A 26,685-nucleotide genomic window follows, 5' to 3' on the forward strand; every position below is an offset into this window, starting at 1 on the left:
TTTATAAGTTTTTTAAAGACTCCTCTAATTGTTTTTCAAAGTCAAAATCTTCTTCTGCCACACGTTCTACCGGAACTGCCTCCGATTCTTCCTGTGCTGTGTTCTGTTTCGCTGAAAAATCCTGTGTATGTGCTTTTTCGGTCTGACTCAGATTTTCTTCCGGAATTGGTTTTATTTCCTGATGCTGACTTTCCTGCTGATACGCTTTTGTTTCTTTATTTTGTCTGACTTCATCCAGCCTTACTTCTTCCACCACTTTAGAATTCGGTGTAAATTTCTTTACACTTTTTTTGCTTTCGGAAACCAGTGCTTTTGGAACTGCTTTTACATAATAGATATATTCATCATCTTCAAACTGAGTCAGTTCTGTTCTTGAATAATCCACACCCAGTTCAAAGAATTCAATAACAAATCCAATAATAATTGCAGCTACACCAGATAAAATAATCCCTGCAAGTTCCGTGCTGACGCTCATGAACATGCTTCCAAATACCATGATAACGATATAAACAACTGCACCTGTCACAATTGCAATTCTCCATGCATAGTCAAAAGACGCTCTGCTGATGACACTTACAATCACAACAACTGCTGCAAAAACTACAACTGTCAGCCACATTTCTTCATTTTTTAAGACACCGTCTAATAAAAGCTGTAATTTCTGCAGTGGCTCCGTTTCGTTTCCCTGAAGTACCGTTGCTCTGTCTTTTACCAGTTTCATAAAGAAATATAATATTACCCCACATCCGGATGGTACTGCGCTTGATGCTCCTCTTAAAATGCCACAGCCTACCGGTACTGCTGCCGGAATATGCAGGGTAAAAGAAATCGGTGTAAGAATCAATGCGACATTATCTTCTGAAGTAAAACGAAGAAATAAAATCATTAATAAAATCAGTAAGACTGCTGCAAATCCTGCCGTCTCAATTCCAACTGCATAACAATGACCAAGAATCAGGAGACACGCCAATATGGTCATCACATTAATTGAAAACATTGCACAAATCAAAGATAAAATCAAAACAACAAAAATGTTATCGATTTGTCTCATAAATCCTAATAAACCGTTAATCTGTGAAAATACAACAAATGCCAAAAGGAATTTAAATAAAGGCGTAATCCAGAAATCATGCTCTCCATAAAATTCTTTCACTTTTTGTTTCCATAGTAATAGTTTCGTCATGCCTTATGCCTTCCTCCTTTTAGCCGCTTTACCAGCTTTTGTTTCTTCTCTGTCATACATCTTTTTAAGCTGGCTTAATTCCTGATAGTACTCCTCTACCCCCTCCTGTGCCTGTCTGTACTTTACAGAACAATACACATAGGTAATAATACTGTATCCTGCAATCATAACCAGATAAAACAAAATTACTTTCACCCCGAGTGCAACCACGTCTATCTGATTGATATTATCCATCAGATAATCACTTTTGCTTCCGAAATACACCAGAAGCAGCAAACCATAAGCAATTGTAGTAAGAAAAAAATTCTTAATCAAGGAAAGCCCGATATAATCACTTCTATAATACTTACTGATTCTAAGCTGCTTACGACCCTTGCCTGACTCATAGGTGGCCAGCTTTCTCATCTTCTTAATTTTCTGTTCATTTAACATCTAATTTCCCTCTGCTTTCTTAAAGCAAATCTAATCATACGTTTTATATTATACCATACTTAAAGCAGACGAAGCAACCCTTTCTGCGCATACCAAAAGAGACCATTGTTTCTTTGTTACTGTTCTCTTTGTTCTTAGTAACATTTCTCTTTTCAATGGTCTCTTTTATCTGTTCTTTCTTTATTTCATTTCTTTTGATTCTTATTGCTGAGTTTCTGTTGTTGTATTACTATCTGTCGTTGTATTATCAGGCGTCTGCTGATTCTGGTTTGCATCCTGATTCTGATTCTGGTTTGCATCCTGGTTCTGATTCTGGTTTGCATCCTGGTTCTGATTCTGGTTTGCGTCCTGATTCTGATTCTGGTTTGCGTCCTGATTCTGATTCTGGTTTGCGTCCTGGTTCTGGTTTGCATCCTGCTGCTGTTGTGCCGCCTGCTCTTGTGCCTGCTTCTGTGCCTCTGCTGCTGCCTGCGCCTGTTTTTGTGCTTCCGCCGCCGCTGCTTCTGCCTGCTGTTTTGCTGCTGCCGCCTCCGCTGCCTGACGTTTTGCCTCTGCTGCTGCCGCCTCGTTCGCTTTTCTCTGCGCTTCTGCCGCTGCTGTTTCTTCTTTTGTCCTGATACTGCGCTCTTCGTCTTTTGTATCGACTTCTTTTTTCGTCTTGATACTTGTATAAGTCAGATAAGTAATCTCATCTTCCAACTCTAATGTACCCTCTTTCATATCATCAAACGGAAAATTATGAAGAACTGCGGTGGTACCATTTAAGTATGTAATCTGAATATCATATTCAGGTACACTTTCGTCTGTTTCTTCCTCTGTATTACCGTCGTAATCTGCAGAAATCGTCTCCGTTTCTTCTTCTGAATTTTCCTGCTTATAGTCATAGTAAAAATAACGCTTCTCACCTTTGACATAAACATCCTCATCTTCGAGCAGGTTCTCACCAAACTCACTGTTTTCACTTTTCTTAACTGCAAATCCGGTAATACTCTTTCCAGTATTATTTTCCAGTTTTATCTCAACAGTCCCCTTCAGCGGAACTCCGATTTTTTTCAAATCTTCTTTTTCAATTGGTGCAACCGGAGTTTCTTCCCATTCATCCTCTTCTTTTGCTTCACTTTTCTGTGTTTTGGCATCGTCAGTTTCTGACTTTCCACATCCACCAAGAGTCAGAATTCCTGAAAGCAGACATAGTACGATAAACAATGTTTTTTTTCTCATTTTTACTCCTCTTTTCTAAAGCACAGCTCCTGTAAAAGTACTCACTATGCTGACTTATGAAACAAAATGATTTACCTCCCGATTCTTGCCCCATTATATTCTATGAAAAATTTTTTGTCAATTTCTTTCTGATTATTTTCTAATTATTTCCAATACCGATTGCTATCGTCAGAAAATAGATAGCTTCTGCTCTTTGTGTTTCTTTTAAAACCCGACTGACTGCATCAATCGTACTTCCCGTTGTATAAATATCATCGATAATCAGTACATTTTTCCAGTGCGCCTGATTTTTTGCCGGCATAAATGCCCTCTGAAGACTTTTTCTGCGCTCCTGTGGATTTAATTCCTTTAACGGTTTTGTTTTTTCCACTCGTTTTACTGCATCCGTCACAACCGGAAGATTTAATTTTTCTCCCATCGCCCTTGCAATCACCTCTGCCTGGTTATAACCACGTTTTGCCAAACGGGACGGATGCAGCGGCACCGGAATCAGTACCTCAATCTTCCATGCCTGAATTTGTTTTTTTGCATACACTGCCGCATAATGCCCATAAAAAATTCCATACTCTTTTCTCGCATGATATTTTAACTGATAAAGGGACTGCGCCACCGGACTTTGATACCCAAACACCGCAATTCCCTGTTGATAAACATGTTTTTTTCTACTACAGTCATAGCAAAATTCCTGTCGTTCCTCTAAAAGTGGTCTGGAACAGCGGTAACATCGAACTCCTTTTATCGGTTTTAACATTGGGGCGCAGTCTTTACAGATACTGCGCCCCCTTTGTGCTACGATTTCTCCGCACACCGGACACCTCCTTGGATAAAGAATATCTAAAATTCCTGCTGTAATCCGATTTCCTTTAATCTTAAATCGAGTGTCGTGTAACGGCTTTGTTCCATTTGGTTTTCTTCCATTTCCCAGAATATTTTTTCATCTCCTACTAAAGTCACACATTTTCGTGCTCTGGTCACTGCTGTATATAATAAGTTACGGTTCATTAACATCTTTGGTCCATTCAAAAGCGGAATGACTACTGCCGGATATTCACTACCTTGTGACTTATGTATCGTAATTGCATAAGCAAGTTCAAGTTCATCTAACTGCCTAAATGGATATTCTACAAAACGTCTCTCTTCAAATTCGACCGTCAGCGTCTCCGCAAACAGATTGATTTCTCTGATAATTCCGGTGTCTCCATTAAATACACCTACACCTTTTTCAATACGGATGCCCCCGATTCCACGGATTTCCCACTCTGTCTGATAGTTATTTTTAATCTGCATGACCTTATCGCCTTCACGAAACAGTCCCTGTCTGTGCTCTTTTTCTCTTTTCTGATTATCTGGCGGATTTAAATACTGCTGCAAAACCATATTTAAGCGTTCCACACCTAAAAGCCCTTTTCTCATTGGAGTCAGAACTTGAATTTCATAAGGAGTCGCATTTACAAATTTCGGTAGTTTATTCTGAATCAGCGCTATCAATACACGGATAATCACGTTTGCATCGTAACGTTTTAAAAAGAAAAAGTCCATGCTCTTATTATCGAGTGTAACCGGTATTCCCTTATTGATTTTATGCGCATTAACAACGATATCACTCTGGGAAGCCTGACGGAAAATTTTTGTCAATTCTACCACGGCAAACTGACCGGACAAAATAATATCTTTCAACACGCTCCCTGCGCCCACGCTTGGAAGCTGATTGACATCTCCTACCAAAATCAGTCTTGTTCCCGGCATAATTGCCGAAAGCAGCGCATGCATTAAAAAAATATCTACCATCGACATCTCATCAATAATAATCACATCGGCTTCTAATGGATTCTGCGCATTTCTTTCAAAATGAATTCCTTTTTTTGTCTGATTCTCCGGCATACCGGAAAGCTCCAACAGACGGTGAATAGTTTTTGCCTCATACCCCGTCGTCTCCGCCATTCGCTTTGCCGCCCTTCCCGTCGGCGCAGCTAAAAGAATTTCTTCATTCTGTTGTTCAAAATACCGGATAATCGCATTAATAGTCGTTGTCTTTCCGGTTCCCGGTCCACCTGTTACAACAAGCAGCCCATTTGAGGCTGCCTGCATTACTGCTTGTCTCTGTTTTTCATCCAGCGTAATTTCTTCTGCTGATTCAAGTTCATCTAACTGAAGCTTTAACTTATCCTGATTGATTTCTTCTTTTAAATCCAGTTCTTTTAACATCTGTGCCACATGCAGCTCTACCTGATAAAACTGGCTTGCATACACAATCTGCTCCTGTTCTTCTTCCCCCGGCATAATTTCTTTTATTACAACCTTCCGCTCAATTGCCAAATCCATGATATGTTTTTCCATGTAGGATTCTTCCACACACAAAAGCGCAGATGCCCTTCTTAAAAGAAGCTTCTTTGGAAGATAAACATGACCCTCTGCCGATGCCTGCGTCAGTATGTAAAGAAGTCCGCTTCGAATTCGATAATCTGAATCCGGCAAAATTCCAATTCTTCCTGCAATCTCATCTGCAATCTTAAATCCGATCCCCTCTACATCTTCTGCCATCTGATATGGATTTTCTTTTAAAACATGATACATCTGTGGTCCATACTGCTTGTAAATTTTTCCTCCAAGTGCCAGAGAAATTCCATACTGCTGAAGAAACATCATTGCTTTTCGCATATCTGATTTTTCCACTATCTGATCTGAAATCTCCTGCGCTTTTCTCAAACTGATTCCTTTTACCTCGGCAAGGCGTTCCGGTTCTTCCTCCATAATACGCAGGGTGTCTTCTTTAAATCTGCGGACAATTCTTGCTGCCAGTGCCGCTCCAATTCCCTTAACTGCTCCCGAAGCCAAATACCGCTCCATCGCCTGAGAATCCTGTGGAACAATGACTTCATAAGAACTCATTACAAACTGCCGTCCATAGGAGGGATGTTCGGTATAATGCCCGAACGCTTTTATCGTTTCTCCCTCGTTCATATACTGAAAACTGCCGACACAAGTTAATTCTTCGTCCTCTGTGACTACCACCATAACCGTATATCCATTATCCTGATTTCGAAAGATAATGTGGTCAACGTATCCTTCTATGGTTTCCTCCATCTGCTTTCCTTTCTTATTTTCCCTCGACTTTACTCATTACATCAAGGTACTGTCCTGTTCCAACAGCCACTACCATTCCAGGGTCTTCTGCAACAACTGTATTAATTCCTGTTTCTTCTTCAATCAATTTTTCGAATCCACCCAAAAGCGCCCCGCCTCCAGTTAAGACAATTCCACGTTCAGCAACATCCGCAGCCAGTTCCGGCGGTGTTTTCTCAAGGACACTGTGAATCACTTCCATAATCTGAGCGATACATTCTGCAAGTGCCTCACGGATTTCTTCGGATGAAATCTCTGCACTTTTTGGAAGTCCGGATACAGTATCTCTGCCCTTTACTTCTATTGTATGTGGAAGAGTTTCCGGATAAACCGTTCCTATCTTTATCTTTGCTGCCTCTGCTGTACGCTCACCAATAATCAAATTATAGTTTTTGCGAACATAACGCATAATTGCCTCATCAAAGTTATCTCCTGCTACTTTTATGGAAGTTGAAACTACCGTTCCGCCCAGCGAAATTACTGCAACGTCTGTTGTTCCTCCTCCGATATCTACAATCATATTTCCAAATGGAATTGTAATATCAATTCCAGCTCCAATCGCCGCTGCAATCGGTTCTTCGATGATTGCAACGTCTCTTGCACCGGCACGATAAGTTGCCTCTTCTACTGCTTTTTTTTCTACTTCTGTGACACTGCTTGGCACACAAATGCTGACTCTTGGTTTTCGAAACGCTCTTTTTCCCATTGCCTTTGAAATAAAGTATTTGAGCATCTTTTCTGTTACTTCATAGTCTGAAATCACACCCTGACGCATCGGACGTATCGCCATAATGTTCCCCGGTGTTCTTCCAATCATCTGTCTTGCCTCTTCGCCGACTGCACGTATTTTATTTGTATCTTTATCATAAGCAACAACGGATGGCTCTTTTAATATGATTCCTTTTCCTTTTACATATACCAGAATGTTCGCTGTGCCCAAGTCAATTCCAATCTCTGTAGCTCCCATATTTTTACCCCTTTCCTGCCTTTTATTTTCATCTTATTTTAAGATTCTGGCAGACCACAGCCTGACTGCTGTGTGTTTCATTATACCGAACTTACCGAAAAATGAAAAGAGGCAATCATTTCAAATATTTTGACACGTACTGACCTGTATAGGAGACAGGATTCGCTGCAACTTCTTCCGGTGTTCCAAATGCCACCACAGTTCCCCCGTTATCCCCTCCTTCCGGACCAATATCGATAAGATAATCCGCAGTTTTTATGACATCTAAATTATGTTCAATGACAACAACGGTATTTCCTCCTTCACAAAGACGCTGTAAAATTTCGATTAATTTATGCACGTCTGCAAAATGAAGTCCGGTTGTCGGCTCATCTAAGATATAAATCGTCTTTCCGGTACTTCTTTTGCTTAACTCAGAAGCCAGCTTGATTCTCTGTGCTTCACCTCCGGAAAGCTCCGTAGAAGGCTGTCCTAAGCGGATATAAGAAAGTCCTACATCATAAAGGGTCTGAATCTTTCTTTTGATAGACGGTACATGTTCAAAAAATTCCAGTGCTTCTTCCACCGTCATATTTAACACATCATAAATGCTTTTTCCCTTGTATTTGACTTCCAAAGTCTCACGGTTGTAACGTTTCCCATGACACACTTCGCAAGGCACATAAACATCCGGAAGAAAATGCATCTCAATTTTTAAGATTCCATCTCCACTACATGCCTCACAGCGTCCACCTTTTACATTAAAGCTGAAACGACCTTTCTTATACCCTCTCGCTTTTGCATCCGCAGTTGCCGCAAATAAATCACGAATCTGGTCAAATACTCCTGTATACGTTGCAGGATTTGACCTTGGAGTTCGTCCGATTGGGGACTGGTCAATCGCAATGACCTTATCAAGTTGTTCCACTCCTTCGATGCATTTATGTTTTCCTGCCACTACTCTTGCACGATTTAATTTTTTTGCAAGACTCTTATACAAAATTTCATTGACAAGCGAACTCTTTCCAGAACCTGATACTCCGGTTACACAGGTCATAACCCCCAATGGGAAATTGACATCTATATTTTTTAAATTATTTTCCTCTGCGCCTCTTACAGTCAAAAATCCCGTCGGCTGTTTTCTCTCCTTTGGAACCGGAATCTTTAATTCACCACTCAAATATTTTCCAGTAATTGATTCCGGACACTGCATAATTTCTTCGGCGGTTCCAATTGCAACCAGCTCTCCTCCATGTTCTCCTGCACCAGGTCCAATATCAACAATGCAGTCGGATTCCCTCATCGTATCTTCATCATGTTCGACCACAATCAGCGTATTTCCTAAATCTCTCAAATGCTTCAAAGCGGATAACAGCCTGTCATTATCTCTCTGGTGCAATCCAATACTCGGTTCATCCAGAATATAGGCAACCCCGACAAGCCCCGAACCAATCTGGGTTGCCAGACGAATTCTCTGTGCCTCTCCTCCGGAAAGTGTTCCGGTCGCTCTTGAAAGCGTCAGATATTCTAAACCTACACTCACAAGAAAACCAACCCTTGCACGAATTTCTTTTAACACCTGATTTCCGACTAACTGCTGTGTCTCTGTAAGCTTTAAATTTTCCAAAAATTCCTGAAGATTACGAATCGAAAGTGCCGTTACCTCGGAAATATTTTTCTCTCCGACTGTTACGGCAAGCGCTTCTTTTTTCAGGCGCTGACCTTTACAGGTCTTGCACGGTGTAATCTGCATGAAACTTTCATATTCCTGTTTGGAACTCTCTGAACCGGTTTCTCTATACCGACGCTCCACGTTTTTGATAAGCCCCTCAAAAGCGACATCATAAATGCCTTCTCCACGCTGACCTTTATAATAAACTTTCACTTTCTTTCCACCTGTTCCATTGATAATCACGTTTTTAATTTCATCCGAATAATCCTGAAACGGAGTTTCCAAATCAAAATGATATTCCTCAGCAAGTGCATCTAAAATTGCACGGGTAAAACTGCCCTTATCCGTACAGGACTGCCATCCAAGCACAACGATTGCACCCTCGGCAATGCTTAAACTCTGATCCGGAATCATTAAATCCACGTCAAATTCCATCTTATATCCGAGACCTAAACAGTCCGGACACGCTCCAAACGGATTATTAAACGAAAAGCTTCTCGGTTCAATCTCATCAATGCTGATTCCACAGTCCGGACAGGAAAAGCTCTGACTGAAATTAATTACGTTTCCATCCATGGTATCCACCATCATCAGTCCATCTGCAAGATGAAGCACATTTTCAATAGAATCGGTCAGACGCTTTTCGATTCCCTCTTTTACAATCAGACGATCCACAACAATCTCAATATTATGCTTAATATTTTTATCTAATTTGATTTCTTCATTTAATTCATAAAGATTCCCGTCAATCAGCACACGGACATAACCGCTTTTTCTTGCCTGTTCCAGCAGTTTGGCATGTGTTCCCTTCCGGCCTCTTACGACTGGAGCAAGCAGTTGGAATTTCGTCCGCTCGGGCAGTGCCATAATCTGGTCTACCATCTGGTCTACGGTCTGTTTTTTGATTTCTTTTTTACACTTTGGACAATGCGGAATCCCCACCCTTGCATACAATAAACGAAAATAATCGTAAATTTCGGTTACTGTTCCAACGGTAGAACGGGGATTTCGATTCGTTGACTTTTGATCAATGGAAATCGCCGGAGACAGTCCTTCAATACTCTCCACATCCGGCTTTTCCATCTGTCCTAAAAACTGTCTTGCATAAGAAGAAAGCGACTCCATATATCTGCGCTGTCCTTCCGCATAAATTGTATCAAATGCCAGAGAACTCTTTCCTGAACCACTTAGACCGGTCAGCACAACAAATTCATTTCTTGGAATGTCTACACTTAAATTTTTTAAATTATTTTCATTTGCTCCACGTATCTTAATAAATTTATGTTCCTGATTTCTCAATGTATTTTTCCTCATTTCCTTCTTGCGATCTGATTAACTTCAACAGTATCATTATAGCACAGGGATTTTTTATTTACAAACATTTGTTCGTATCATTTTCAAGACACGTTTTTATACTTTTAACACTCTCCTTATAACTTTGTAAAAGAAAAAAACAGCCTGTATTAGACTGTCCTTTTCTTATAATTTTTATCCTGACTTAAGTGGTTAACCTACTGTTTCCATATATACTTTTTTCGATTCGGTCTTTGATTTTCTGCCGGCAGATGCCATATACATCATAATATCACGTCTTGTGACAATTCCGATAAAATTCTTCTGGTCATCTATAACCGGAACAAAATTCTGGCGAAGTGCTTTATCGAGCAAATCTTCCATATCCGAATCAATCCGAACCGGTGCATAATCCATTCTACGCTCAAAGGAACGAATCGGAACTTCTTCTGCTTTCTTCAAATCAAATGCCCCACGTTCTTTCAGACCCCATAACAAATCACCTTCTGTGATTGTACCTACATATTTTCCGTCCACTCCAATCACTGGAATACAGGAATACTTGTGATATTCCATCTTTTCAAGCACCTGTCTTAAACTGTAATTGTCATAAATATAAGCAACATCACTTTTTGGAGTAAGGAAAAATAAAATATTCATAATATAAAGCCTCCCATAAACTTATATGCGCTCTTACCATCTTTCGGAGTTTATTTATGTAGCTCTGTCCCCATTACAAAACATACCTGTCAACTCCTGCGTCTTTTATTTTGCCACAGAAGTCCTTATTTTTCCAGATTTTATTTCTAAAACTTTCTTAAATTTTTCTAATATTTCTTAAGATAGCCCGAACAAAAATCAGGCAGTTAAAACAGAAACTCTGATAAAATCTGATTGCTTACCAGTACCCCGTCTTCCGTTAAAAAGATTCGGTCTTTTTTCTCTTTTATCATGCCCTCTTCAATAAATTTCTTTAAGGTCTGTCCATACACATCTTCGAGTTCCCGTCCAAAGGCACGGTGAAATTCTTTTTTCGAAACACCATAAGTTTTGCGAAGTCCCAGAAACATAAACTCTTCAATCTGCTGACGGTTCTCTAAAAATTCCACATCTTTTCGCATCTCTTTTGGCACTGCGGATTTTTCCAGGTATTCACTCATCTCTCTGGTATTGTTCATACGCATATTTTGAATCAGAGAGGCTGATCCAAGCCCGATTCCAAGATACTCTCCCCGCTCCCAGTAACGCAGATTATGTTTACATTCTTTCTGCGGTTTCGCATAGTTGGAAATCTCATACTGCATATAGCCGTTTGCTTCTAAGATACGTTTTGTTGTCTGATAAATTGCTCTGCTTTCCTCTTCATTCGGCAGAAGTTCCGGATGTGCATCATATTTTTCATAAAAAGGTGTGCCCTCTTCTATGATAAGCTGATACGCAGAAATGTGTTCCGGATTTAATTCCACTGTTTTTTGCAGTTCTTCTTCCCATTCCTCTTTGGTCTGAGAAGGCAAAGAGGACATCAAATCCAGATTAATATTCGTAAATCCGGCTTCTCTTGACAACTGATAAGCTTCCAGAAGCTGTTCAAAATTGTGAATCCGTCCAAGCACTTTCAAATTCTCATCTTTTACCGACTGCATGCCGATACTTAAACGATTGATTCCACATGCCTTATAAACTTCAAGTTTTTCTCTGTCAACCGTCCCCGGATTCATCTCTGTTGTAATCTCCGGATGTTTGACAAATTCAAAGATTTCATAAAGTGCATCAAAGATACGTTTTGTCTGTTCCGCTCTTAAGCAGGACGGAGTTCCACCACCCACAAAAACTGTTGATACTTTGTAATTCCCCGCAAATTTCTTATAGCTTTTTATTTCTTTTATCAGCGCATCTACGTACGCCTCTTTTTCTTCTTCTGCTGCCTCTTTTGATAAAAAATCACAGTAATTGCATTTTTTTACACAAAACGGCACATGAAGATACAGCCCCAAATCCTTCTTCATTTGTTTTACTACCTTCCCACACCCTGACCTATTTTGATCTATTTTTATTACTTTTCTTTATTACTGTCACAATAGCTTAATCTTCGTCTAATTTTAATACACTCATAAATGCTTTCTGTGGAATCTCTACGTTACCAACCTGGCGCATTCTCTTCTTTCCTTCTTTCTGCTTTTCAAGAAGTTTTCTCTTTCTGGAAATATCTCCACCATAGCATTTTGCAAGTACGTCTTTTCGCATTGCTCTTACGGTTTCACGTGCAATAATCTTACTTCCAATTGCTGCCTGAATCGGAATTTCAAAGAGCTGTCTTGGAATCTCTTCTTTTAATTTCTCACACATCTTTCTGCCGCGCTCATAAGCAGAACCTTCAAATACAATAAAAGAAAGCGCATCCACTTCTTCTTTGTTGACTAAAATATCCAGCTTAACCAGCTCACTTCTCTCATAGCCAAGCATTTCATAATCAAAAGAAGCATATCCTCTGGAACGGGATTTTAAGGCATCAAAGAAATCATAAATAATTTCGTTCAGTGGAAGATGATATTTTAAAAGTGCACGTGTAGTCTCCATATATTCCATTCCCTGATACTGACCACGACGTTCCTGACATAAATCCATAATCGGTCCAATAAAGTCCGTTGTCACCATAATTTCCGCTTTTACCATCGGCTCTTCCATGTAATCAATTTCAGATGGATCCGGAAGATTAGACGGATTCGTTAATTCCATCATTTCTCCATTTGTTTTATAGACACGGTAAACAACACCCGGTGCAGTCGTAACCAAATCAAGATTGTACTCTCTCTCCAGACGTTCCTGAATAATTTCAAGATGTAAAAGCCCTAAGAATCCACAGCGGAAACCAAATCCTAATGCAATTGAAGTTTCCGGTTCAAACTGAAGGGAGGCATCATTTAACTGCAGTTTTTCAAGTGCATCTCTTAAATCCTGATATTTTGAACCATCTGCAGGATAGACCCCACAGTATACCATCGGATTTACTTTTTTGTAACCCGGAAGCGGTGCATCGCATGGACGCTCATCATCTGTGATAGTATCACCCACGCGGGTATCTTTTACATTTTTAATACTTGCTGTGACATAACCAACCATACCTGCGGATAACTCATCGCATGGAATAAACTGTCCTGCTCCAAAATATCCAACTTCTACTACCTCTTCTACGGCTCCGGTTGCCATCATACGAATACGTGTACCTTTCTTTACTGTTCCCTCTTTGATTCGGCAAAATACAATAACACCCTTATAAGAATCATAGACGGAGTCAAAAATCAATGCCTGAAGCGGTGCAGACGCATCCCCTGTCGGTGCCGGAATTTTCGTCACAATCTGCTCTAACACTTCTTCGATATTGAGTCCCATTTTTGCAGAAATCAAAGGTGCATCTTGTGCTTCGATTCCAATGACATCTTCAATTTCATTTTTGACACGTTCCGGTTCTGCACTTGGTAGGTCAATTTTATTGATGACCGGAAATACATCCAAATCGTGGTCCAGTGCAAGATATACATTTGCAAGTGTCTGCGCTTCAATCCCCTGTGCCGCATCAACAACTAAAATTGCACCGTCACAGGCTGCCAGACTTCTTGAAACCTCATAGTTAAAGTCAACATGCCCCGGGGTATCAATCAAGTTAAAAATATACTCTTCTCCGTCCTTTGCTTTATATACAATACGAACTGCCTGAGATTTGATTGTAATTCCTCTCTCACGCTCCAACTCCATGTTATCAAGCACCTGTGCCTGCATCTCTCTTGCAGTTAAAAGACCGGTTTTTTCAATGATACGGTCTGCAAGGGTGGATTTTCCATGGTCAATATGTGCGATAATACAAAAATTTCTGATTTTACTTTGTTCGATTCCTGCCATAAATTCGTTCTTTCTCCTCTAAACTGTTTTTCAACTTGAACTTTATTTTAATTTTAAAGTGATTTTTATCTCTTGCTAACGCTCAGTATAGCACGAGATTCCCTGCATGCGCAAGCGTTTCATGCCCCTGTCAGCACTTTGTTCAAAATGTCTGCAAGGGGCTGCATTGCGTTCATTTCTTCTTCTACCGTATTTGTCTGTGCTCCACATTCAACCAGCAAAGCTTTTGGTCTCAAGTGCAGATTATAGCGATATCCTCTTAGATAAATCGTACGAAACCAGTCCGGATAATATTCTTTGGCATACCGCGCAAGCTGAAGCGAAAATGCAAGATTATCCTGAATATAAGGATTCGGCAGATGGGAAAGTTCTCCATTTTGATTCGTCCGGCTTAGACCATTAAAAAACATAATCTTTGCCGTCGGCTTTCCGTTTATTTCCGTCACCAGCCGTTTCGCACCGGTTACTCCATCCCTGTGCAGGTCAATCACCACTTCAATACTTGGATTTTCCTCCAAAATCCGGCTGATGGTCTCCTGTGCATAGTTATAAGCCTTATTTCTGTCTAATTTTCCACCCATAATATCAAACGTGTCTGTCACATGCATGACGTTGTATCCGTATGTATCCCGAAGCAGAGTCGTCAAATACTCTCCCACCCCCACTATCATTGTGGAAGCATCCCCTGGAACAGAATCTGCAAATTCTTCCTGTGAATGACTGTGATAAATCAGAATCTGCGGATTTTCTGCCCCTGCACTCATCCGCAAATCCTTTTCCAAGAGTGTCACTGCATTAAGCTGTTCACTGTTAATGCTGGTTGTCTTATCTATCGTATAAAAATTGCTGATGACAAAATTAAAATCCTGAAACTGCTCCAATGGAAGGTCCATGACCGGGGCACCGGCTGTCAATGTCCCCTTCTGCCCGTTTTCCGTTCCTGCATTTTCTTCAATCTTTTCTTCCGTATTTTCTTGCGTACTTTCTTCCGTATTTTCTTGCATGTTTTCTTCCACTGCACTTTTTTCCTCACTATCCATTCCTGTACTCTCCTGATTTTTTTCTTTCGGTCCCGCCTCCTGATTTTCCTTTGTCAGATTTTCAACTAAAAATTGTTCATTTTCTTTGATAATCTTCCGGTCGGTTTCCGAATCTGCCCCCGCCTGTTCCGAAATGCTTCGTACATTTATCCCACCTCTTACAAATAACCCACTTAAAATATTGGCACTAAGCGATGCGTCTTTTCCATCCGATTCTAATATCGATGGGAGATAAACCTCGACTGCCTGCTCTTCCAGATTTATTCCCATCCATACAAATGTCTCTTTATCAAAAGAGAGCCCCTTCAAACTCAGATATCCTGCAAGAACGATAAAAATTCCCCATAAAACCAGCTTTGTCCTGTTTCCTTCTCTCATTTTGTTCCCCCTATCACCTCCTATCTTTATATGAGACAATCCCTGCGCTTTATGCCTTGTAAAGCGGACATTCGCAATCCGCTTCGCTACTTGCTCATGAACACAGATAAGTTCTGAACCTGCTTTTTAACAAAATACTCGGTTCAAACCCTCTGAAATTGTATAAGACAACCGTTTCATTGTCTCATCCACGTCCTTTGGCGTCACAAACATGCTGTATAACGCCGGTGGAATCATTTCCTCCAGAAATTCTTTCTTTTCTTTTTCTTCTAATGTCTGAAGCAGTTTTTCCATTGAATCCTGTACAATTGTTGCTGCATCCACCACCGTCGGCACTCCGATTCCGATTACCTTTACTCCAAGTGTCTCCTTTGTCAGCCCATTTCTGTGATTTCCTACACCAGAGCCCGGAATGATTCCGGTATCTGTAATCTGGATTGTACGATTTAACCGCTTTGTACTTCTTGCCGCAAGTGCATCAACCGCAATCACAACATCTGGTTTGGTCTCATTTATCACACCTTTTACAATTTCAAGTGTCTCCATTCCAGTCTGCGCCATCACCCCCGGAACGAGCCCGCTGACTTGATACATATTTTGTTCTCCCATTGCCTGTGCACCATATTCTAAAATTATATGGCGGGTCATCTTTAAATTGTCCACCACATCCGGTCCCAGCGCATCGGGTGTGACCTGCCGATTTCCAAGTCCCACCACCAAAACCGTCAATTCTTTTTTCTCCGGTATCAGTTTCTTAACCTGTCTTGCCAGTTCTTCCGAAATTTCTCTGTGATAACCCTCATCCGGTATAGATAGATTCGGTGCTTCCAAAGTCAGATAACTTCCCTGCGGACGCCCCATCGCCCGTGCTCCATTTTCGGTTTCAATTTTTACCAAAGTCGTACGGATATCTTTTTCCTCGTTATACTCTTCTTCAATACAGACGCCCCTGATTTCTACATTATCCTCCTCATATCTTTCTTTTGCTTCCAGTGCCAAATCGGTGTGTATTCTTCCTCGAATCATGCTGTTTTTCTCCCTCTTCATCAGATTTATTTCTATTTTTTGCATTTTCATAGATTTTATGTATTGACATTTTGCGATAAATAAACTAGAATAAAAAAGCATGTGAATACCAAAGTGCCCGTGTCTTCTTTGGTATCAGATAATAAACATACGAATACGAAATATAATAATTTTGGAGGTGTACGGATTTGGCTAATATTAAATCTGCTAAAAAAAGAGTTTTAGTAAACCAGAAAAAAGCTGACAGAAATAAATCTATCAAATCAGCAGTTAAGACTTCTATCAAGAAAGTAGAAGCAGCAGTTGTAGCAAAAGATAAAGAAGCAGCAGTTGCAGCATTAGCAAACGCTATTTCTACAATTGATAAAGCTGCTACAAAAGGTGTTTACCACAAAAACAACGCAGCAAGAAAAGTTTCACGTTTATCTAAAGCTGTTAATACTCTGAACTAATTTTAATAATAAAGATAAACTTAAAAAGAACCAATGGTCAACCGTCATTAACCATTGGTTCTTTTTTATTTTTGATTCTGTTTTTTTACATGGTTTCGGCAATCGCTTCTGCCAGTTTTTCTATCTGTGCTTCCTGACCGTCTGCGAGTGCGGATTTAATTGTAACAGTATCCTCTATAATATTCATGCCTTTTAAGCCCGCAAAAATTTCTTTCATCTGTTTTCCGCATGTCACTGCCCAGGTTCCATTTTCCATAAATGCTACAGTACGATTCTTTAAGCTGTGTGCTTCAATATCACGGAGTACTTCATCCATCTTAATAAAGATTCCGCCATTGTAAGTTGGAGCGGCAAATACCAGATGGCTGTACTGGAAAGACGCAGCGACTACTTCTGAAGTTTCAGCTACCGATACGTCAAACATGGTTGTCTTGATTCCTTTATCGCGCAATCTGCATGCAAGAATATTGGCTGCATTTTCTGTATTTCCATATACAGACGCATACGCAATCATAACACCGCTTACTTCCGGTTCATATAAACTCCATTTCTGATATTTTTCCAGATAAGCGCCGATATTTTCTCTCCATACAAATCCATGAAGTGGGCAAATGGTCTGAATTTCCACGGTTGCCGCTTTCTTTAATAAAGCCTGTACCTGAACACCGTATTTTCCTACGATATTGGTATAATATCTGCGTGCTTCATCCAGATAATCACGGAAGAAATCCACTTCATCTGCAAATAATGCGCCATTTAATGCGCCAAATGTTCCAAAAGCATCGGCTGAAAACAAAGTTTTGGTTGTCAAATCATACGTAACAATGACTTCCGGCCAGTGAACCATCGGTGCAGCAAGGAAGGTAAACTCATGTTTTCCGGTTTTTAAGGTATCCCCTTCTCCGACTACTTTTATGTTCATCTTAACTGCATCGCCAAAAAACTGACGTAACATTCCTTCTGTTTTCTTACTGCATACCACTTCTGCTTCCGGATATAGCATCAACAGAGTACGGATTGTTGCGGAATGGTCCGGTTCCATGTGCTGTACTACAAGATAATCTAAAGTTCTTCCGTTTAATCCATGTTCTACATTTTCGAGAAATGTTTTCTCTACTGCATGGTCAACGGTATCAAATACAACGGTCTTTTCATCTAATAATAAATATGAATTATAGGAAACTCCTCTTGGCACAGAATACACGCCCTCAAACATGGCAAGTCTTCTGTCATCTGCTCCTACCCAGATTAAATCATCTGCTACTTTTCTTGTGCAATACATTTAAGACCTCTCTTTCTCCATCTGTTCTTTGATGTCTCATTTTATCAATTACAGGTCTATTATATGCTTTTTTATTTTCTTTGGCAACTACAGTTTCTGCTGGATTTACGCTTTTTTCACCCATACCATCATTTCATTTTCGCCTCTGTTTGCCCATACATAATATGGAATAAATTTCAAATCAGCCGGAACTTCGGTATCTGGTTCTGCGATGGTGTACAGTTCTTCCTCTTCTGGATTTTCTGAATTTTTCTGGCGTAATCCCTCTGTCAGCACTGTTTTTACCGGTTCTCCTGCGATTTTCTCAGCCTTTACTTCACAAACTGCCTTTGGACTTAAACGTACTAAATGTAAATCTGCACCGTTATCTGCTTCTTCCAGACAATACACAATCGGTCCCCTTACAACTGCGATTTTTCCAATATTTTCCCTTACCTTTGGATTCGTCTGAACCAGTCTTACTTCCATTGGGAATTCCACTTCTACTGTTTCAGTTCCAGTCCACTGTTTTGTCACATAGAGATAACCGGCTTTTTCTTCTGTTTTGGCGCCTTCTATACCTTTTACCTGATAATTTTTGGCCCACCGTGGAATTCTAAATGCCAGAGTAAATGGTTTTTCGGTTGCAGGCATTTCTACTTTTACTGTTCCATCCCATGGAAATTCAGATGTCACTTTGATTTCGATACCCTGTCCATCCAGCTGTTTTTTAATTACTCCACCAATGTACAGATGTACAAATAAGGTATCTTTATTTTCGGTGTATGCATAAGTACTGATAGAACTTAATAATCTTGCAATGTTTGGAGGACAGCAGGCACATCCAAACCATTTCTGACGAACCGGTTTTTACATGGAACTTTCTCTCATCTTTGTGGCAGGCTTCCGGAAGCACCTCTAATGGATTCACATAGAAGAAGCTCTTTCCATCTAATGCCATTCCACTTAAAACTCCATTATATAATGCACGCTCCATTACGTCAGCATATTTTGCATCCGGCGTCATCTCTAACATCCTTCTTGCCATAAATACCAGTCCAATGGATGCACAGGTTTCTGCATAAGCAGTATCATTCGGCAAATCATAATTAAAGGAAAATGCTTCTCCAATATGGGTTGCACCGATTCCTCCGGTAATATACATTTTCTTTCTTGTCATATTGTTCCAGAGCACTTCACATGCTTTTAACAGACTTTCATCTTCTGTCAGTCTTGCCACATCTGCCATTCCACTGTAAAGATAAACTGCACGTACGGAATGTCCGACTGCTTCGTCCTGTTCACGAACCGGCTTGTGTGCCTGATTATATTCATAGCGCAATCCGTCTGGTTTCTTTTTCACTTCTTCCGGATGTTCATTGTCGTAATAATATGGTCTTGTTCCTCTCTCATCAATAAAGAAACGTGCCAGATTCAAGTATTTATCTTCGCCAGTTTGTCTCATAAAGACGAACCAGTGCCATCTCTGCAATTTCATGTCCCGGATAACCTTTACATTTTCCTTCTTCTTTTCCAAAGCAGGAGTCTACATAATCTGCATAACGCTTTGCTGCGTTTAATAATTTGTCTTTTCCAGTTGCATCATAGTAGGCAACTGCTCCCTCTAAGAGATGTCCTAGACAATATAATTCATGATTGTCTTTTAAATTTGTAAAAATCTTAATCTTTTCCATTTAAGATATAATAAGTATCCAGATAGCCATTTTCCTGCTGTGCTTTGCAGACAATATCAATCGCACCATCTGCAATCGCCCTCTAATTTTTCATCCGGATGCTGGCTTAAAGAATATCCAACTGCTTCAATCCATTTATAAAAATCACTGTCTTGAAATACAAATCCGTAGAACTTGTCTTCGAGATGTCCAGGGTCTTCCGGAAGCGTCTCAAATCCACGAAATGTATAAACCGGCTCTTTAAATTCTGCTCCTTTCTCTCTTCTTTCCTTATTCTGTCTGCCTGCTGCTTCAAAATTATGCATACAAAAACTTGGTGCCGCACCCTCTACCTCATCATTTAAAGCTCTCCACTGATACGGAATTACTTCTGTCCTTACTAATTCCATCTCTTTTTTTCCAGAATGTATCCGTAATCTGTACGTTTTTTAAAGAAAGTGGTCTGCTGAATTTTGTCTTGTCCATGTAAATTTCCTCCCAAATCATTTTGATGTACTTTTGACACTCATATCGTTATATTTATTCTAGCAGTTTGAGCCTGTGGAATCCATTGCCAATTCGGAAATTTACATGTATAATTTGGAAAGATATGAATTTTCAGATTTTAATCATTCTGTATTAATTCTGTTTCAGAGGAGGATTTTTTTATGCTGAATTTAGAAGAAATGGCTGACCGCCGGATAACCGGTGCAAATTATATCACTTCCGTAAACGGAATGGTTCACCCAAACCGGATTATGGATGTGCACGATTTTTTATATATTTTAGATGGAGAATGGGAAATCTTTGAAGAAGACAAGGCTTATCATTTATCAAAAGATGATTTGTTAATTCTATCTGCCGGACGCCATCACTATGGACGGATTCCCTGCAATGCCGGCAATCGTCACATGTACCTGCACGTCCTTCCTACCGCTTTGGAATCTGACAGCAAACACGGTCTTAATTCTAAAAGGCAGAGTTTTTCATCCACAAAAAACAGCATGGAAAAAATGGAATCCTCTTCTACTTTTCCATGCCATACCTTATTGCACTGTAAAGAACGGATTCTAATCCGCACTTATTTTCAAAATATTATTCGTGCCTACTGGTCGAAAAGCCCCCAGAAAGAACATCGAATTTCTTTATTATTTAATCTTATGCTCTGCGAAATTCATGAATTAAATGATAACATCTGCTCCAATCATAAAACCGATTCCCTTTTGGAAGAGGTTACGCAGAAACTTCAATCCAATCCTCAGGTTTTTTATACCGCTTCCGAAATTGCAGACAGCTATTATATCTGTGCCCGTACCTTAAATAACCATTTTTTTAAAAATTACGGGAAAACCTTTTATGCTTATCAAATGGAGACAAAACTTGAAATGGTACGCGATTTTCTGATTCATCAACCAGACGCAAAACTTCACGAGGCTGCACTGAACTTCGGATTTTATGATGAATTTCACTTAAGCAAAGCCTTCAAAAAGCAGTATGGAGTCTCTCCCTCTAAATTCCGTGCTTCTTTTTAATGTAAAGCGGACATTCGCAATCCACTTCGCTACTTGCTCATGAACGCAGTCGCTTCGCGATCTGTCAGCGGGAGCTTTCAACTCCCACTGACAGAAGCATCCCCCTCACCCGCCGCTTAGTGCTCCGCATACTTGAAGCGGGGGAATGCTTATCTGCGTTCAATTTTCTTTGATAAGTGTCAAAAGCTCCTCACAGACTTTTGGTGTTCCGGTAACAATATCCGCAGCAATCACCGGTCTTATTTCCATACCATTAAAATCTGCTATTTTTCCGCCTGCTTCTTCAATGATTATCCAGCCTGCTGCAAAATCCCATAATTTCAGATTGCGCTCAAAAAATGCATCGCTGCGTCCGCAGGCAATCCATGCAAGGTCTAAGGCAGCCGAACCACTTCGTCTGATGTCCTGACTTTTACAGAATACCTTTTTAATCAGCTCAAAATTTTCGTCTGCCAGTTCTTTTTTATATGGAGACGTTCCAACATTTACAATACTCTCAGAAAGAGAACCAGCCTCACTGACAGAAATTCTTTCTGTGCCAAGAAATGCCCCTTTTCCTTTCTGCGCCCAGAATAATTCCTTTGTATATGGCTGATAAATAATTCCAAGAACCGGTTTTCCTGCCTCAAACAACGCCAGAGAAATTGCACTGGAACGATAATCATGAATCAGATTTGTCGTTCCGTCAACCGGGTCAAGCACCCACATTTTTCCGTAGAAATCTACCTCTTTCTGGCTGTCTTCTTCTCCAAGAAACTGAATGTCCGGATACTGAACCAGAAGTTCCGCCTGGATAAACTGCTGAATATCCTTATCTGCCTCAGTTACGAAATCAGCCGGACCTTTCACAGAGATATCTCCAATCAAATCTCTTTGTGATAAAATTCCTGCTGCATCTTTCACAATTTTAATAATATTTTGTATTTCTATTTCCATTTCTTTTTCCTCTTTATCTTTTCCAATGTATTTCTAACCTTTATTAGAACTGCATGGGAGCAGAACGATTCCTTATAAACTTTCCAGACTTGCAAAAAACAGTTCATAGAAATCATCTTCACCCTCCAGCATTGGAGAATTTTCTCCTCCACCATTTGTACTTCTTCGCATGGCTGCGTAAAATTCTTCTCCGGCGCTGATTAAATCCATATCATAGATTTCGTATCCCAATTCTCTGCAAGTTTTACAAAATGCGGAAACTGGATTTTTCTCATTTCTTGTATCAAATAATTTCTGCCGAAGTGACATATCCACCTTTGCCTTTTTTAACAGTTCTTCCAGCATTTCTTCTGTTTGCATGCTCGTTTTCCCTCTTTTCTCTTGTGCTGCATGAATGAAACAGCTTTACTAAACAATCTCATCCAAGAAAATCCTATTGATACAACAGATTTCTGCTTTTACAGTCTCACTTATGTTTTTCTGGTATTTTATATCCCAATAACCACGATGTCAGTTCTGAAATTTCAAGTTCTATGGTTCGTTCTTTTTGTAAATTTTTCTCCTGTTGCTCATCTGACTCTTTTTTCCAAAAAACTTTTCCATCGAATACTTCAACAAAAGACTCCTTGTGATTGACATGCCAAATCCAGATTCCATCATTCTTTTCAAGCAGTTTATCTCTTACCTTTAACTGATAAAGCACTTCCTGCTCTGCTACATTATCTTTCAGGCAAATATATTTCAAAAACTCTGGAAGGTTCACGATTCTTACCATAATTGCAGGTTCTTGTTTTATCTTTTTGCAGTCATCAGCATTGGCATAAAGCAGACGCTGTTCTTTTTTCTCCATTCCCCACTCTGCCCTTAATGCCTTTATCTGATGTGGATTTTTCCGGTGCTTTTAATGCTTCTAACCTTCCATTTTCGCTTTTTAATTCTTTCAGCAGAACTTTCACATAATCCTCATCCCGCCATGTAAACACATCATACCGTGCATTTAACCACTCATTCATCCAGTCTGCGATTTCCTTCGCCGACTCTTCTGTCACGTCCTGTTCCAGCCAGTCTTTTGATTTTAATTCCCACACCGGCTGGTCAAATACATACACAAAATCAAACGGCTCATAAATACGACGATCTGCCGGCATCAGAAAGCAAAACGGCATATCCTCCTGATACATATCCAAAAATGCCTGTTTTAGGAGACTTCGCATATATCCCTGACCTCTGTTTTCTATTTTCGTTGCAACACCGACCAGATAATCACAGATTACTTTTTGATTTTTAGTATTCAACTGATAGGGATTTCGATGAATCATAGACAAAATTTGTCCGTCTTTTTCTGCCACGAGTATCCGATTTGTCTTTACTTTCTCTGTAAAATAATATTCCCGAAAGGAATCACTGTCCTCGAAAAATGCTTCACTCCAGAGCCCTTCACAGGCTCTTTTTTCCTCGTTGCTTAAATATCTATTCTTCATATCAAATCAACACTCCGATTTACCAAATCTGTTCTACCTGATATTTTCTTGCATAGTCAATTGGATTATAAGAAAGTTTTGCTTTTCTTAATCCCTCTAAGCCTAAATCGTCCTCACGGTTAATTAAAACAGCCTCCGGAAACTCTTCAATCAAAAACTGCTGATTAATAAACTGATACAATCCTCTGATTTCCGGATTTGCCTTTTCAATATGAATCACCGCCATCTGTTCCAACGGATTGTAGCTTCCAATCGTAAAGGCTTCTAAATGACCATCAATATAAACTCCGCTCATTCTGACATTCAGAAGCGAACAATTCTTTAAAATCTCATGGATTCCACGCACTTCATAATCCAGATGCTCTTCTACCTCTTCGCCCTTTTCTTCTCTCCAGCGATCCAAAAACTTCCAGACATCACCTCTGTCCGAGCAACACAAACGGCGGTACTCATATCTGCCCTCATATTCTCGTTTAAAGGCATTTAAATGGTTTTTCTTTTTATGCAGTTTTTTTCCAGACAAGGTACGCATTGCATTTCCATCATACAGATAGTCTTTTAAATCCACCTGTTCTGTAATCTTAAATTTATCCGGCATATTTTTTAAACCTAACTGTTCTACGGCTTCTTCATCTGCCAGATTAATATACAGTGGTGCCTTTAATTCTGTATTAAAATATTCCACCAATTTCCAAAAATAATATTCTAAATCTTCTTCACTACAAATCGGCATTGCAGAACCTGTTTTTCCATCTAAATCCATCAGCCATAAAATTGCCTTATTATCGCTGACGGCATATCTTACATTATAATACTCTCTCCAGATAAAACTGTCTAAAAACACACTGTCACAGGTTTTATTCGGTCGTTTACAGAAAAACGGATTTAGTTTTTCCAAATCTTCTGCTTCTACCGGTTTAAAGTTTAAATTCATTTGCTTCCTCCAAAATTACTTCCTATCGCTTTTTTAGCTCTGATTTTTTCTTTAGCGGTATTCTCCAAGGAAAAACAGCGCTACTGTCCCCGGACCAGAATGTGCTCCTATCGTTGCACTAATCGGATGAATCATAATATTTTCAATTCCAAATTTTTCTTTTACCAGTCCTGCCACATACTCGGCATCAGCCTCACAATCTCCATGACTGATAAACACGGCTTCATTTTTATCACAATATTTTCCAATTCGTTCTTCCATCATAGAAACTAACGTTGCAAGAGATTTCTTTCTTCCTCTGACTTTTCCAATTGAAATCAGTTTTCCTTCATTATCTACGTGAAGCATCGGTTTAATATTTGCCAGTGTTCCTAAAACTGCAGTTGCCTTGGAAACTCTTCCGCCTCTGTGTAAATGATTTAAATCATCTACTGTAAATACATGGCACAGATGCAGTCTGTTTTCCAACAGCCAGTCACAGATTTCATCCAGGTTCTTTCCCTTGTCTCTTAATTTTACTGCATAATAGAGCAGTAACCCTTCCCCCATGGATGCAGCTAATGAATCCATTATCTTGATTTGTCTTTCCGGATATTTTTCTTTTAATTCCTCTGCTGCTATGCGGGCACTGTTGCATGTCCCTGACAAACCGGAAGAAAAGGCAAGATATAAAATGTCTTTTCCCTCCTGTAAATAAGTCTCAAACATTGCCTCTGCCATTGCCGGATTCATCTGGGAAGTTGTCGGCATTGCTCCTTCTCTCATCTGCCTGTAAAACAGCTTTGTATCAATCGGATTCTTTTTATCATAAACTACTCCGTTCATACTGCACGGAAGACATTCATAACCTACCTCATGTTCATTTAACCATTCAACTGGCATATCTACGGTATTATCTGTCAGAATTACAAAATTATACATAGGCTGTTTCTCCTAACTTTTTTATTTTTTTATTTTACTGCATTTCTTTTAGAGTCTCAATCGCTTTTTGAAGCTGAGTGTCCTCACTCTTATCAATACTAACCTGATTTTTTAACTCATCCGGCAAATCCACCTCAATATCCGGCTCTAAACCTGTTCCATGGATGCATCTTCCGCTCGGAGTATAATACTTGGAAATAGTCATTTTTACTGCACTTCCATCAGAAAGATTAAAAATTTGCTGAACAATTCCTTTTCCGAATGTGGTCGTTCCTACCAGTTTTGCCACTTTGTAATCCTGAAGCGCACCGGAAAAAATTTCTGCTGCACTTGCACTGTTTCCATTTACGAGTATTACCATCGGCTTGTCAAACTGGTCAGTGCCTGTTGCATTATATTCACTTTTCTTGCCATTTTTGTCTTCGGTATAAACAAGCAGTTCTTCCGGAAGCATCGAATCCAAGACATCACATACAGAAGTTAAAAGTCCGCCCGGATTATCTCTGACATCTACAATCAGACGCTCCATCCCCTGATTATTTAAATCTTCTAAAGCTGTTTCATACTGGCTCGCCGTAGTTTCTGCAAACTGGTTAATCGTAATATAACCGATCTTATTATCCAGCATTTCATGTTCTACCATTGGTGCTTCTACGGTATCAAGCGTTACTTCTACTTCGCGGTAATCGCTTTCGCCTTCTCTTAAAATAGTCAGTGTCACGGTATCTGATTCCGAAGTTTTTATCATTTTTACGACTTCACTGAGTTCTTTGTCTGTGATATCCTCGCCATTGACCTTGACTAACTGATCCTGCGGCTGTAATCCTGCTTCTGCTCCCGGTGCTCCCTCAAAACATTTTACGACGGTCACTGCTCCGGTAGACACATCTTTTTGCATCGTCACACCGATTCCACGATAAACCCCTTCGGTGTCTTCTGTCAGTTCTTTATACTCTTCTGCTGTATAATAAGTAGAATACGGGTCGCCAAGTCCAGCCATCAACCCCTTATAGAGATAAGATTCCAGTTCATCATTGTCAATTTTATCCAGATAATATTTATCAATCAGGCTTTCGATTGCTTTTGCTTTCTGAACCGATTCCTGATTTACCGCATGGTCTTTATTCGACAAGACATAGCGTCCTCCAAATATCCCACCGCCTATCAGTACGGTACACAATACACCGGTCACAAACCCCTTTACTTTGTTTTTTTCCAACTTTTCTGTCTCCTTTCACAAAACAAGGAGATACAGCCAGAATTTTCCTGGCTATACCTCCTTCT

28 protein-coding genes are annotated in these 26,685 nt (G+C 39.9%); 2 read left to right on the forward strand and 26 right to left on the reverse strand.

From position 1 onward, the window contains the following. Position 1: 1 nt before the first annotated feature. The 12 genes from ACYQ2D_RS05930 to gpr form a co-directional block, all read right to left on the reverse strand. Positions 2–1,183 carry a hypothetical protein gene (locus tag ACYQ2D_RS05930; protein ID WP_459784875.1) on the reverse strand — a complete coding sequence of 394 codons (1,182 nt, stop codon included), beginning with the start codon at positions 1,181–1,183 and terminating at the stop codon, positions 2–4. A 3-nt stretch (positions 1,184–1,186) separates the two neighbouring features. Beyond that, positions 1,187–1,615 carry a hypothetical protein gene (locus ACYQ2D_RS05935; protein ID WP_022303735.1) on the reverse strand — a complete coding sequence of 143 codons (429 nt, stop codon included), beginning with the start codon at positions 1,613–1,615 and terminating at the stop codon, positions 1,187–1,189. Between the two features lie 201 nt (positions 1,616–1,816). Further along, on the reverse strand, positions 1,817–2,836 hold the full coding sequence (locus ACYQ2D_RS05940; RefSeq protein ID WP_459784877.1) for a hypothetical protein: 1,020 nt from the start codon (positions 2,834–2,836) through the stop codon (positions 1,817–1,819). 139 nt (positions 2,837–2,975) lie between these two features. Beyond that, positions 2,976–3,644, reverse strand: a complete 669-nt coding sequence (locus ACYQ2D_RS05945; protein WP_022303733.1) for a ComFC family protein — start codon at positions 3,642–3,644, stop codon at positions 2,976–2,978. A gap of 26 nt (positions 3,645–3,670) precedes the next feature. Next, the gene (recD2, locus tag ACYQ2D_RS05950) at positions 3,671–5,920 is read right to left on the reverse strand and encodes an SF1B family DNA helicase RecD2 (protein WP_117455282.1); all 2,250 of its coding nucleotides are present in this window, start codon (positions 5,918–5,920) and stop codon (positions 3,671–3,673) included. Positions 5,921–5,933: 13 nt separating this feature from the next. After that, on the reverse strand, positions 5,934–6,926 hold the full coding sequence (gene mreB, locus ACYQ2D_RS05955) for a rod shape-determining protein (RefSeq protein WP_444147428.1): 993 nt from the start codon (positions 6,924–6,926) through the stop codon (positions 5,934–5,936). 115 nt (positions 6,927–7,041) lie between these two features. Then, positions 7,042–9,876: an excinuclease ABC subunit UvrA gene (gene uvrA, locus ACYQ2D_RS05960; protein WP_459784878.1), complete on the reverse strand. Its 2,835-nt coding sequence runs from the start codon at positions 9,874–9,876 to the stop codon at positions 7,042–7,044. Between the two features lie 207 nt (positions 9,877–10,083). Continuing rightward, positions 10,084–10,530 carry a CBS domain-containing protein gene (locus ACYQ2D_RS05965; protein WP_117455279.1) on the reverse strand — a complete coding sequence of 149 codons (447 nt, stop codon included), beginning with the start codon at positions 10,528–10,530 and terminating at the stop codon, positions 10,084–10,086. A gap of 206 nt (positions 10,531–10,736) precedes the next feature. Further along, positions 10,737–11,876 carry a radical SAM family heme chaperone HemW gene (hemW, locus tag ACYQ2D_RS05970; protein ID WP_459784880.1) on the reverse strand — a complete coding sequence of 380 codons (1,140 nt, stop codon included), beginning with the start codon at positions 11,874–11,876 and terminating at the stop codon, positions 10,737–10,739. A gap of 76 nt (positions 11,877–11,952) precedes the next feature. After that, positions 11,953–13,767 (reverse strand): translation elongation factor 4, encoded by a 1,815-nt coding sequence (lepA, locus tag ACYQ2D_RS05975; protein WP_117455275.1) that lies wholly within the window; start codon positions 13,765–13,767, stop codon positions 11,953–11,955. A 119-nt stretch (positions 13,768–13,886) separates the two neighbouring features. Then, positions 13,887–15,185 carry a stage II sporulation protein P gene (locus ACYQ2D_RS05980; protein ID WP_459784882.1) on the reverse strand — a complete coding sequence of 433 codons (1,299 nt, stop codon included), beginning with the start codon at positions 15,183–15,185 and terminating at the stop codon, positions 13,887–13,889. Between the two features lie 126 nt (positions 15,186–15,311). Beyond that, positions 15,312–16,211 carry a GPR endopeptidase gene (gpr, locus tag ACYQ2D_RS05985; protein ID WP_459784883.1) on the reverse strand — a complete coding sequence of 300 codons (900 nt, stop codon included), beginning with the start codon at positions 16,209–16,211 and terminating at the stop codon, positions 15,312–15,314. Between the two features lie 188 nt (positions 16,212–16,399). Between gpr and rpsT the strand changes: the two genes are divergently transcribed. Further along, positions 16,400–16,663 (forward strand): 30S ribosomal protein S20, encoded by a 264-nt coding sequence (rpsT, locus tag ACYQ2D_RS05990; RefSeq protein WP_117455269.1) that lies wholly within the window; start codon positions 16,400–16,402, stop codon positions 16,661–16,663. Positions 16,664–16,748: 85 nt separating this feature from the next. Here the strand turns inward: rpsT and ACYQ2D_RS05995 are convergent, their stop codons facing one another. The 7 genes from ACYQ2D_RS05995 to ACYQ2D_RS06025 are packed head-to-tail and all read right to left on the reverse strand — an operon-like array spanning position 16,749 to position 20,083. Beyond that, positions 16,749–17,945 (reverse strand): FprA family A-type flavoprotein, encoded by a 1,197-nt coding sequence (locus ACYQ2D_RS05995; RefSeq protein ID WP_459784884.1) that lies wholly within the window; start codon positions 17,943–17,945, stop codon positions 16,749–16,751. Next, complete coding sequence (locus ACYQ2D_RS06000) at positions 17,917–18,069, reverse strand: hypothetical protein (RefSeq protein ID WP_459784886.1); 153 nt, start codon at positions 18,067–18,069, stop codon at positions 17,917–17,919. The genes ACYQ2D_RS05995 and ACYQ2D_RS06000 overlap by 29 nt, the downstream gene beginning before the upstream one ends. Further along, the gene (locus tag ACYQ2D_RS06005; protein WP_459785310.1) at positions 18,051–18,746 is read right to left on the reverse strand and encodes a glycoside hydrolase family 127 protein; all 696 of its coding nucleotides are present in this window, start codon (positions 18,744–18,746) and stop codon (positions 18,051–18,053) included. The genes ACYQ2D_RS06000 and ACYQ2D_RS06005 overlap by 19 nt, the downstream gene beginning before the upstream one ends. Continuing rightward, positions 18,697–19,389, reverse strand: coding sequence for a beta-L-arabinofuranosidase domain-containing protein (locus tag ACYQ2D_RS06010; RefSeq protein WP_459784888.1), 693 nt, complete (start codon positions 19,387–19,389; stop codon positions 18,697–18,699). Before ACYQ2D_RS06010 ends, ACYQ2D_RS06005 begins: the two co-directional genes overlap by 50 nt. Then, positions 19,367–19,618: a beta-L-arabinofuranosidase domain-containing protein gene (locus tag ACYQ2D_RS06015; RefSeq protein ID WP_459784890.1), complete on the reverse strand. Its 252-nt coding sequence runs from the start codon at positions 19,616–19,618 to the stop codon at positions 19,367–19,369. The genes ACYQ2D_RS06010 and ACYQ2D_RS06015 overlap by 23 nt, the downstream gene beginning before the upstream one ends. A gap of 56 nt (positions 19,619–19,674) precedes the next feature. Then, positions 19,675–20,007, reverse strand: a complete 333-nt coding sequence (locus ACYQ2D_RS06020) for a beta-L-arabinofuranosidase domain-containing protein (RefSeq protein ID WP_459784892.1) — start codon at positions 20,005–20,007, stop codon at positions 19,675–19,677. Further along, positions 19,955–20,083 carry a hypothetical protein gene (locus ACYQ2D_RS06025; protein WP_459784893.1) on the reverse strand — a complete coding sequence of 43 codons (129 nt, stop codon included), beginning with the start codon at positions 20,081–20,083 and terminating at the stop codon, positions 19,955–19,957. The genes ACYQ2D_RS06020 and ACYQ2D_RS06025 overlap by 53 nt, the downstream gene beginning before the upstream one ends. 182 nt (positions 20,084–20,265) lie before the next feature. Here ACYQ2D_RS06025 and ACYQ2D_RS06030 point away from each other — a divergent pair, with 182 nt between their 5' ends. Further along, a complete protein-coding gene (locus tag ACYQ2D_RS06030; RefSeq protein WP_459784894.1) occupies positions 20,266–21,129 on the forward strand; it encodes an AraC family transcriptional regulator in 864 nt (287 codons plus the stop codon). A 159-nt stretch (positions 21,130–21,288) separates the two neighbouring features. On the opposite strand, the gene ACYQ2D_RS06035 is transcribed toward ACYQ2D_RS06030, so the two are convergent. The 7 genes from ACYQ2D_RS06035 to ACYQ2D_RS06065 form a co-directional block, all read right to left on the reverse strand. Continuing rightward, complete coding sequence (locus ACYQ2D_RS06035; RefSeq protein WP_118701028.1) at positions 21,289–22,065, reverse strand: inositol monophosphatase family protein; 777 nt, start codon at positions 22,063–22,065, stop codon at positions 21,289–21,291. A 72-nt stretch (positions 22,066–22,137) separates the two neighbouring features. Next, the gene (locus tag ACYQ2D_RS06040; protein ID WP_022303719.1) at positions 22,138–22,425 is read right to left on the reverse strand and encodes a hypothetical protein; all 288 of its coding nucleotides are present in this window, start codon (positions 22,423–22,425) and stop codon (positions 22,138–22,140) included. Positions 22,426–22,531: 106 nt separating this feature from the next. Beyond that, the gene (locus ACYQ2D_RS06045) at positions 22,532–22,915 is read right to left on the reverse strand and encodes a sterol carrier protein domain-containing protein (protein ID WP_459784895.1); all 384 of its coding nucleotides are present in this window, start codon (positions 22,913–22,915) and stop codon (positions 22,532–22,534) included. Continuing rightward, positions 22,875–23,546 carry a GNAT family N-acetyltransferase gene (locus ACYQ2D_RS06050; RefSeq protein WP_459784896.1) on the reverse strand — a complete coding sequence of 224 codons (672 nt, stop codon included), beginning with the start codon at positions 23,544–23,546 and terminating at the stop codon, positions 22,875–22,877. Before ACYQ2D_RS06050 ends, ACYQ2D_RS06045 begins: the two co-directional genes overlap by 41 nt. A gap of 19 nt (positions 23,547–23,565) precedes the next feature. Further along, the gene (locus tag ACYQ2D_RS06055; protein ID WP_187558230.1) at positions 23,566–24,480 is read right to left on the reverse strand and encodes a DUF2156 domain-containing protein; all 915 of its coding nucleotides are present in this window, start codon (positions 24,478–24,480) and stop codon (positions 23,566–23,568) included. Positions 24,481–24,531: 51 nt separating this feature from the next. Further along, positions 24,532–25,401 (reverse strand): DegV family protein, encoded by an 870-nt coding sequence (locus ACYQ2D_RS06060; RefSeq protein WP_117455252.1) that lies wholly within the window; start codon positions 25,399–25,401, stop codon positions 24,532–24,534. A gap of 34 nt (positions 25,402–25,435) precedes the next feature. Then, positions 25,436–26,620: a S41 family peptidase gene (locus ACYQ2D_RS06065; protein ID WP_459784897.1), complete on the reverse strand. Its 1,185-nt coding sequence runs from the start codon at positions 26,618–26,620 to the stop codon at positions 25,436–25,438. Between the last annotated feature and the right edge of the window lie 65 nt (positions 26,621–26,685).

The sequence above is a fragment of the Blautia stercoris genome (assembly GCF_054657695.1).

Bases quoted from the DNA above. Each gene is read 5' to 3' on its own strand.
- ACYQ2D_RS05930 (WP_459784875.1), bottom strand. From the start codon at position 1,183: ATGACGAAACTATTACTATGGAAACAAAAAGTGAAAGAATTTTATGGA.
- ACYQ2D_RS05935 (WP_022303735.1), bottom strand. From the start codon at position 1,615: ATGTTAAATGAACAGAAAATTAAGAAGATGAGAAAGCTGGCCACCTAT.
- ACYQ2D_RS05940 (WP_459784877.1), bottom strand. From the start codon at position 2,836: ATGAGAAAAAAAACATTGTTTATCGTACTATGTCTGCTTTCAGGAATT.
- recD2 (WP_117455282.1), bottom strand. From the start codon at position 5,920: ATGGAGGAAACCATAGAAGGATACGTTGACCACATTATCTTTCGAAAT.
- mreB (WP_444147428.1), bottom strand. From the start codon at position 6,926: ATGGGAGCTACAGAGATTGGAATTGACTTGGGCACAGCGAACATTCTG.
- ACYQ2D_RS05965 (WP_117455279.1), bottom strand. From the start codon at position 10,530: ATGAATATTTTATTTTTCCTTACTCCAAAAAGTGATGTTGCTTATATT.
- hemW (WP_459784880.1), bottom strand. From the start codon at position 11,876: ATGAAGAAGGATTTGGGGCTGTATCTTCATGTGCCGTTTTGTGTAAAA.
- lepA (WP_117455275.1), bottom strand. From the start codon at position 13,767: ATGGCAGGAATCGAACAAAGTAAAATCAGAAATTTTTGTATTATCGCA.
- ACYQ2D_RS05980 (WP_459784882.1), bottom strand. From the start codon at position 15,185: ATGAGAGAAGGAAACAGGACAAAGCTGGTTTTATGGGGAATTTTTATC.
- gpr (WP_459784883.1), bottom strand. From the start codon at position 16,211: ATGATTCGAGGAAGAATACACACCGATTTGGCACTGGAAGCAAAAGAA.
- ACYQ2D_RS05995 (WP_459784884.1), bottom strand. From the start codon at position 17,945: ATGTATTGCACAAGAAAAGTAGCAGATGATTTAATCTGGGTAGGAGCA.
- ACYQ2D_RS06000 (WP_459784886.1), bottom strand. From the start codon at position 18,069: ATGGGTGAAAAAAGCGTAAATCCAGCAGAAACTGTAGTTGCCAAAGAA.
- ACYQ2D_RS06010 (WP_459784888.1), bottom strand. From the start codon at position 19,389: ATGAGACAAACTGGCGAAGATAAATACTTGAATCTGGCACGTTTCTTT.
- ACYQ2D_RS06015 (WP_459784890.1), bottom strand. From the start codon at position 19,618: ATGGAAAAGATTAAGATTTTTACAAATTTAAAAGACAATCATGAATTA.
- ACYQ2D_RS06020 (WP_459784892.1), bottom strand. From the start codon at position 20,007: ATGGAATTAGTAAGGACAGAAGTAATTCCGTATCAGTGGAGAGCTTTA.
- ACYQ2D_RS06025 (WP_459784893.1), bottom strand. From the start codon at position 20,083: ATGGACAAGACAAAATTCAGCAGACCACTTTCTTTAAAAAACGTACAG.
- ACYQ2D_RS06030 (WP_459784894.1), top strand. From the start codon at position 20,266: ATGCTGAATTTAGAAGAAATGGCTGACCGCCGGATAACCGGTGCAAAT.
- ACYQ2D_RS06035 (WP_118701028.1), bottom strand. From the start codon at position 22,065: ATGGAAATAGAAATACAAAATATTATTAAAATTGTGAAAGATGCAGCA.
- ACYQ2D_RS06040 (WP_022303719.1), bottom strand. From the start codon at position 22,425: ATGCAAACAGAAGAAATGCTGGAAGAACTGTTAAAAAAGGCAAAGGTG.
- ACYQ2D_RS06045 (WP_459784895.1), bottom strand. From the start codon at position 22,915: ATGGAGAAAAAAGAACAGCGTCTGCTTTATGCCAATGCTGATGACTGC.
- ACYQ2D_RS06050 (WP_459784896.1), bottom strand. From the start codon at position 23,546: ATGAAGAATAGATATTTAAGCAACGAGGAAAAAAGAGCCTGTGAAGGG.
- ACYQ2D_RS06055 (WP_187558230.1), bottom strand. From the start codon at position 24,480: ATGAATTTAAACTTTAAACCGGTAGAAGCAGAAGATTTGGAAAAACTA.
- ACYQ2D_RS06060 (WP_117455252.1), bottom strand. From the start codon at position 25,401: ATGTATAATTTTGTAATTCTGACAGATAATACCGTAGATATGCCAGTT.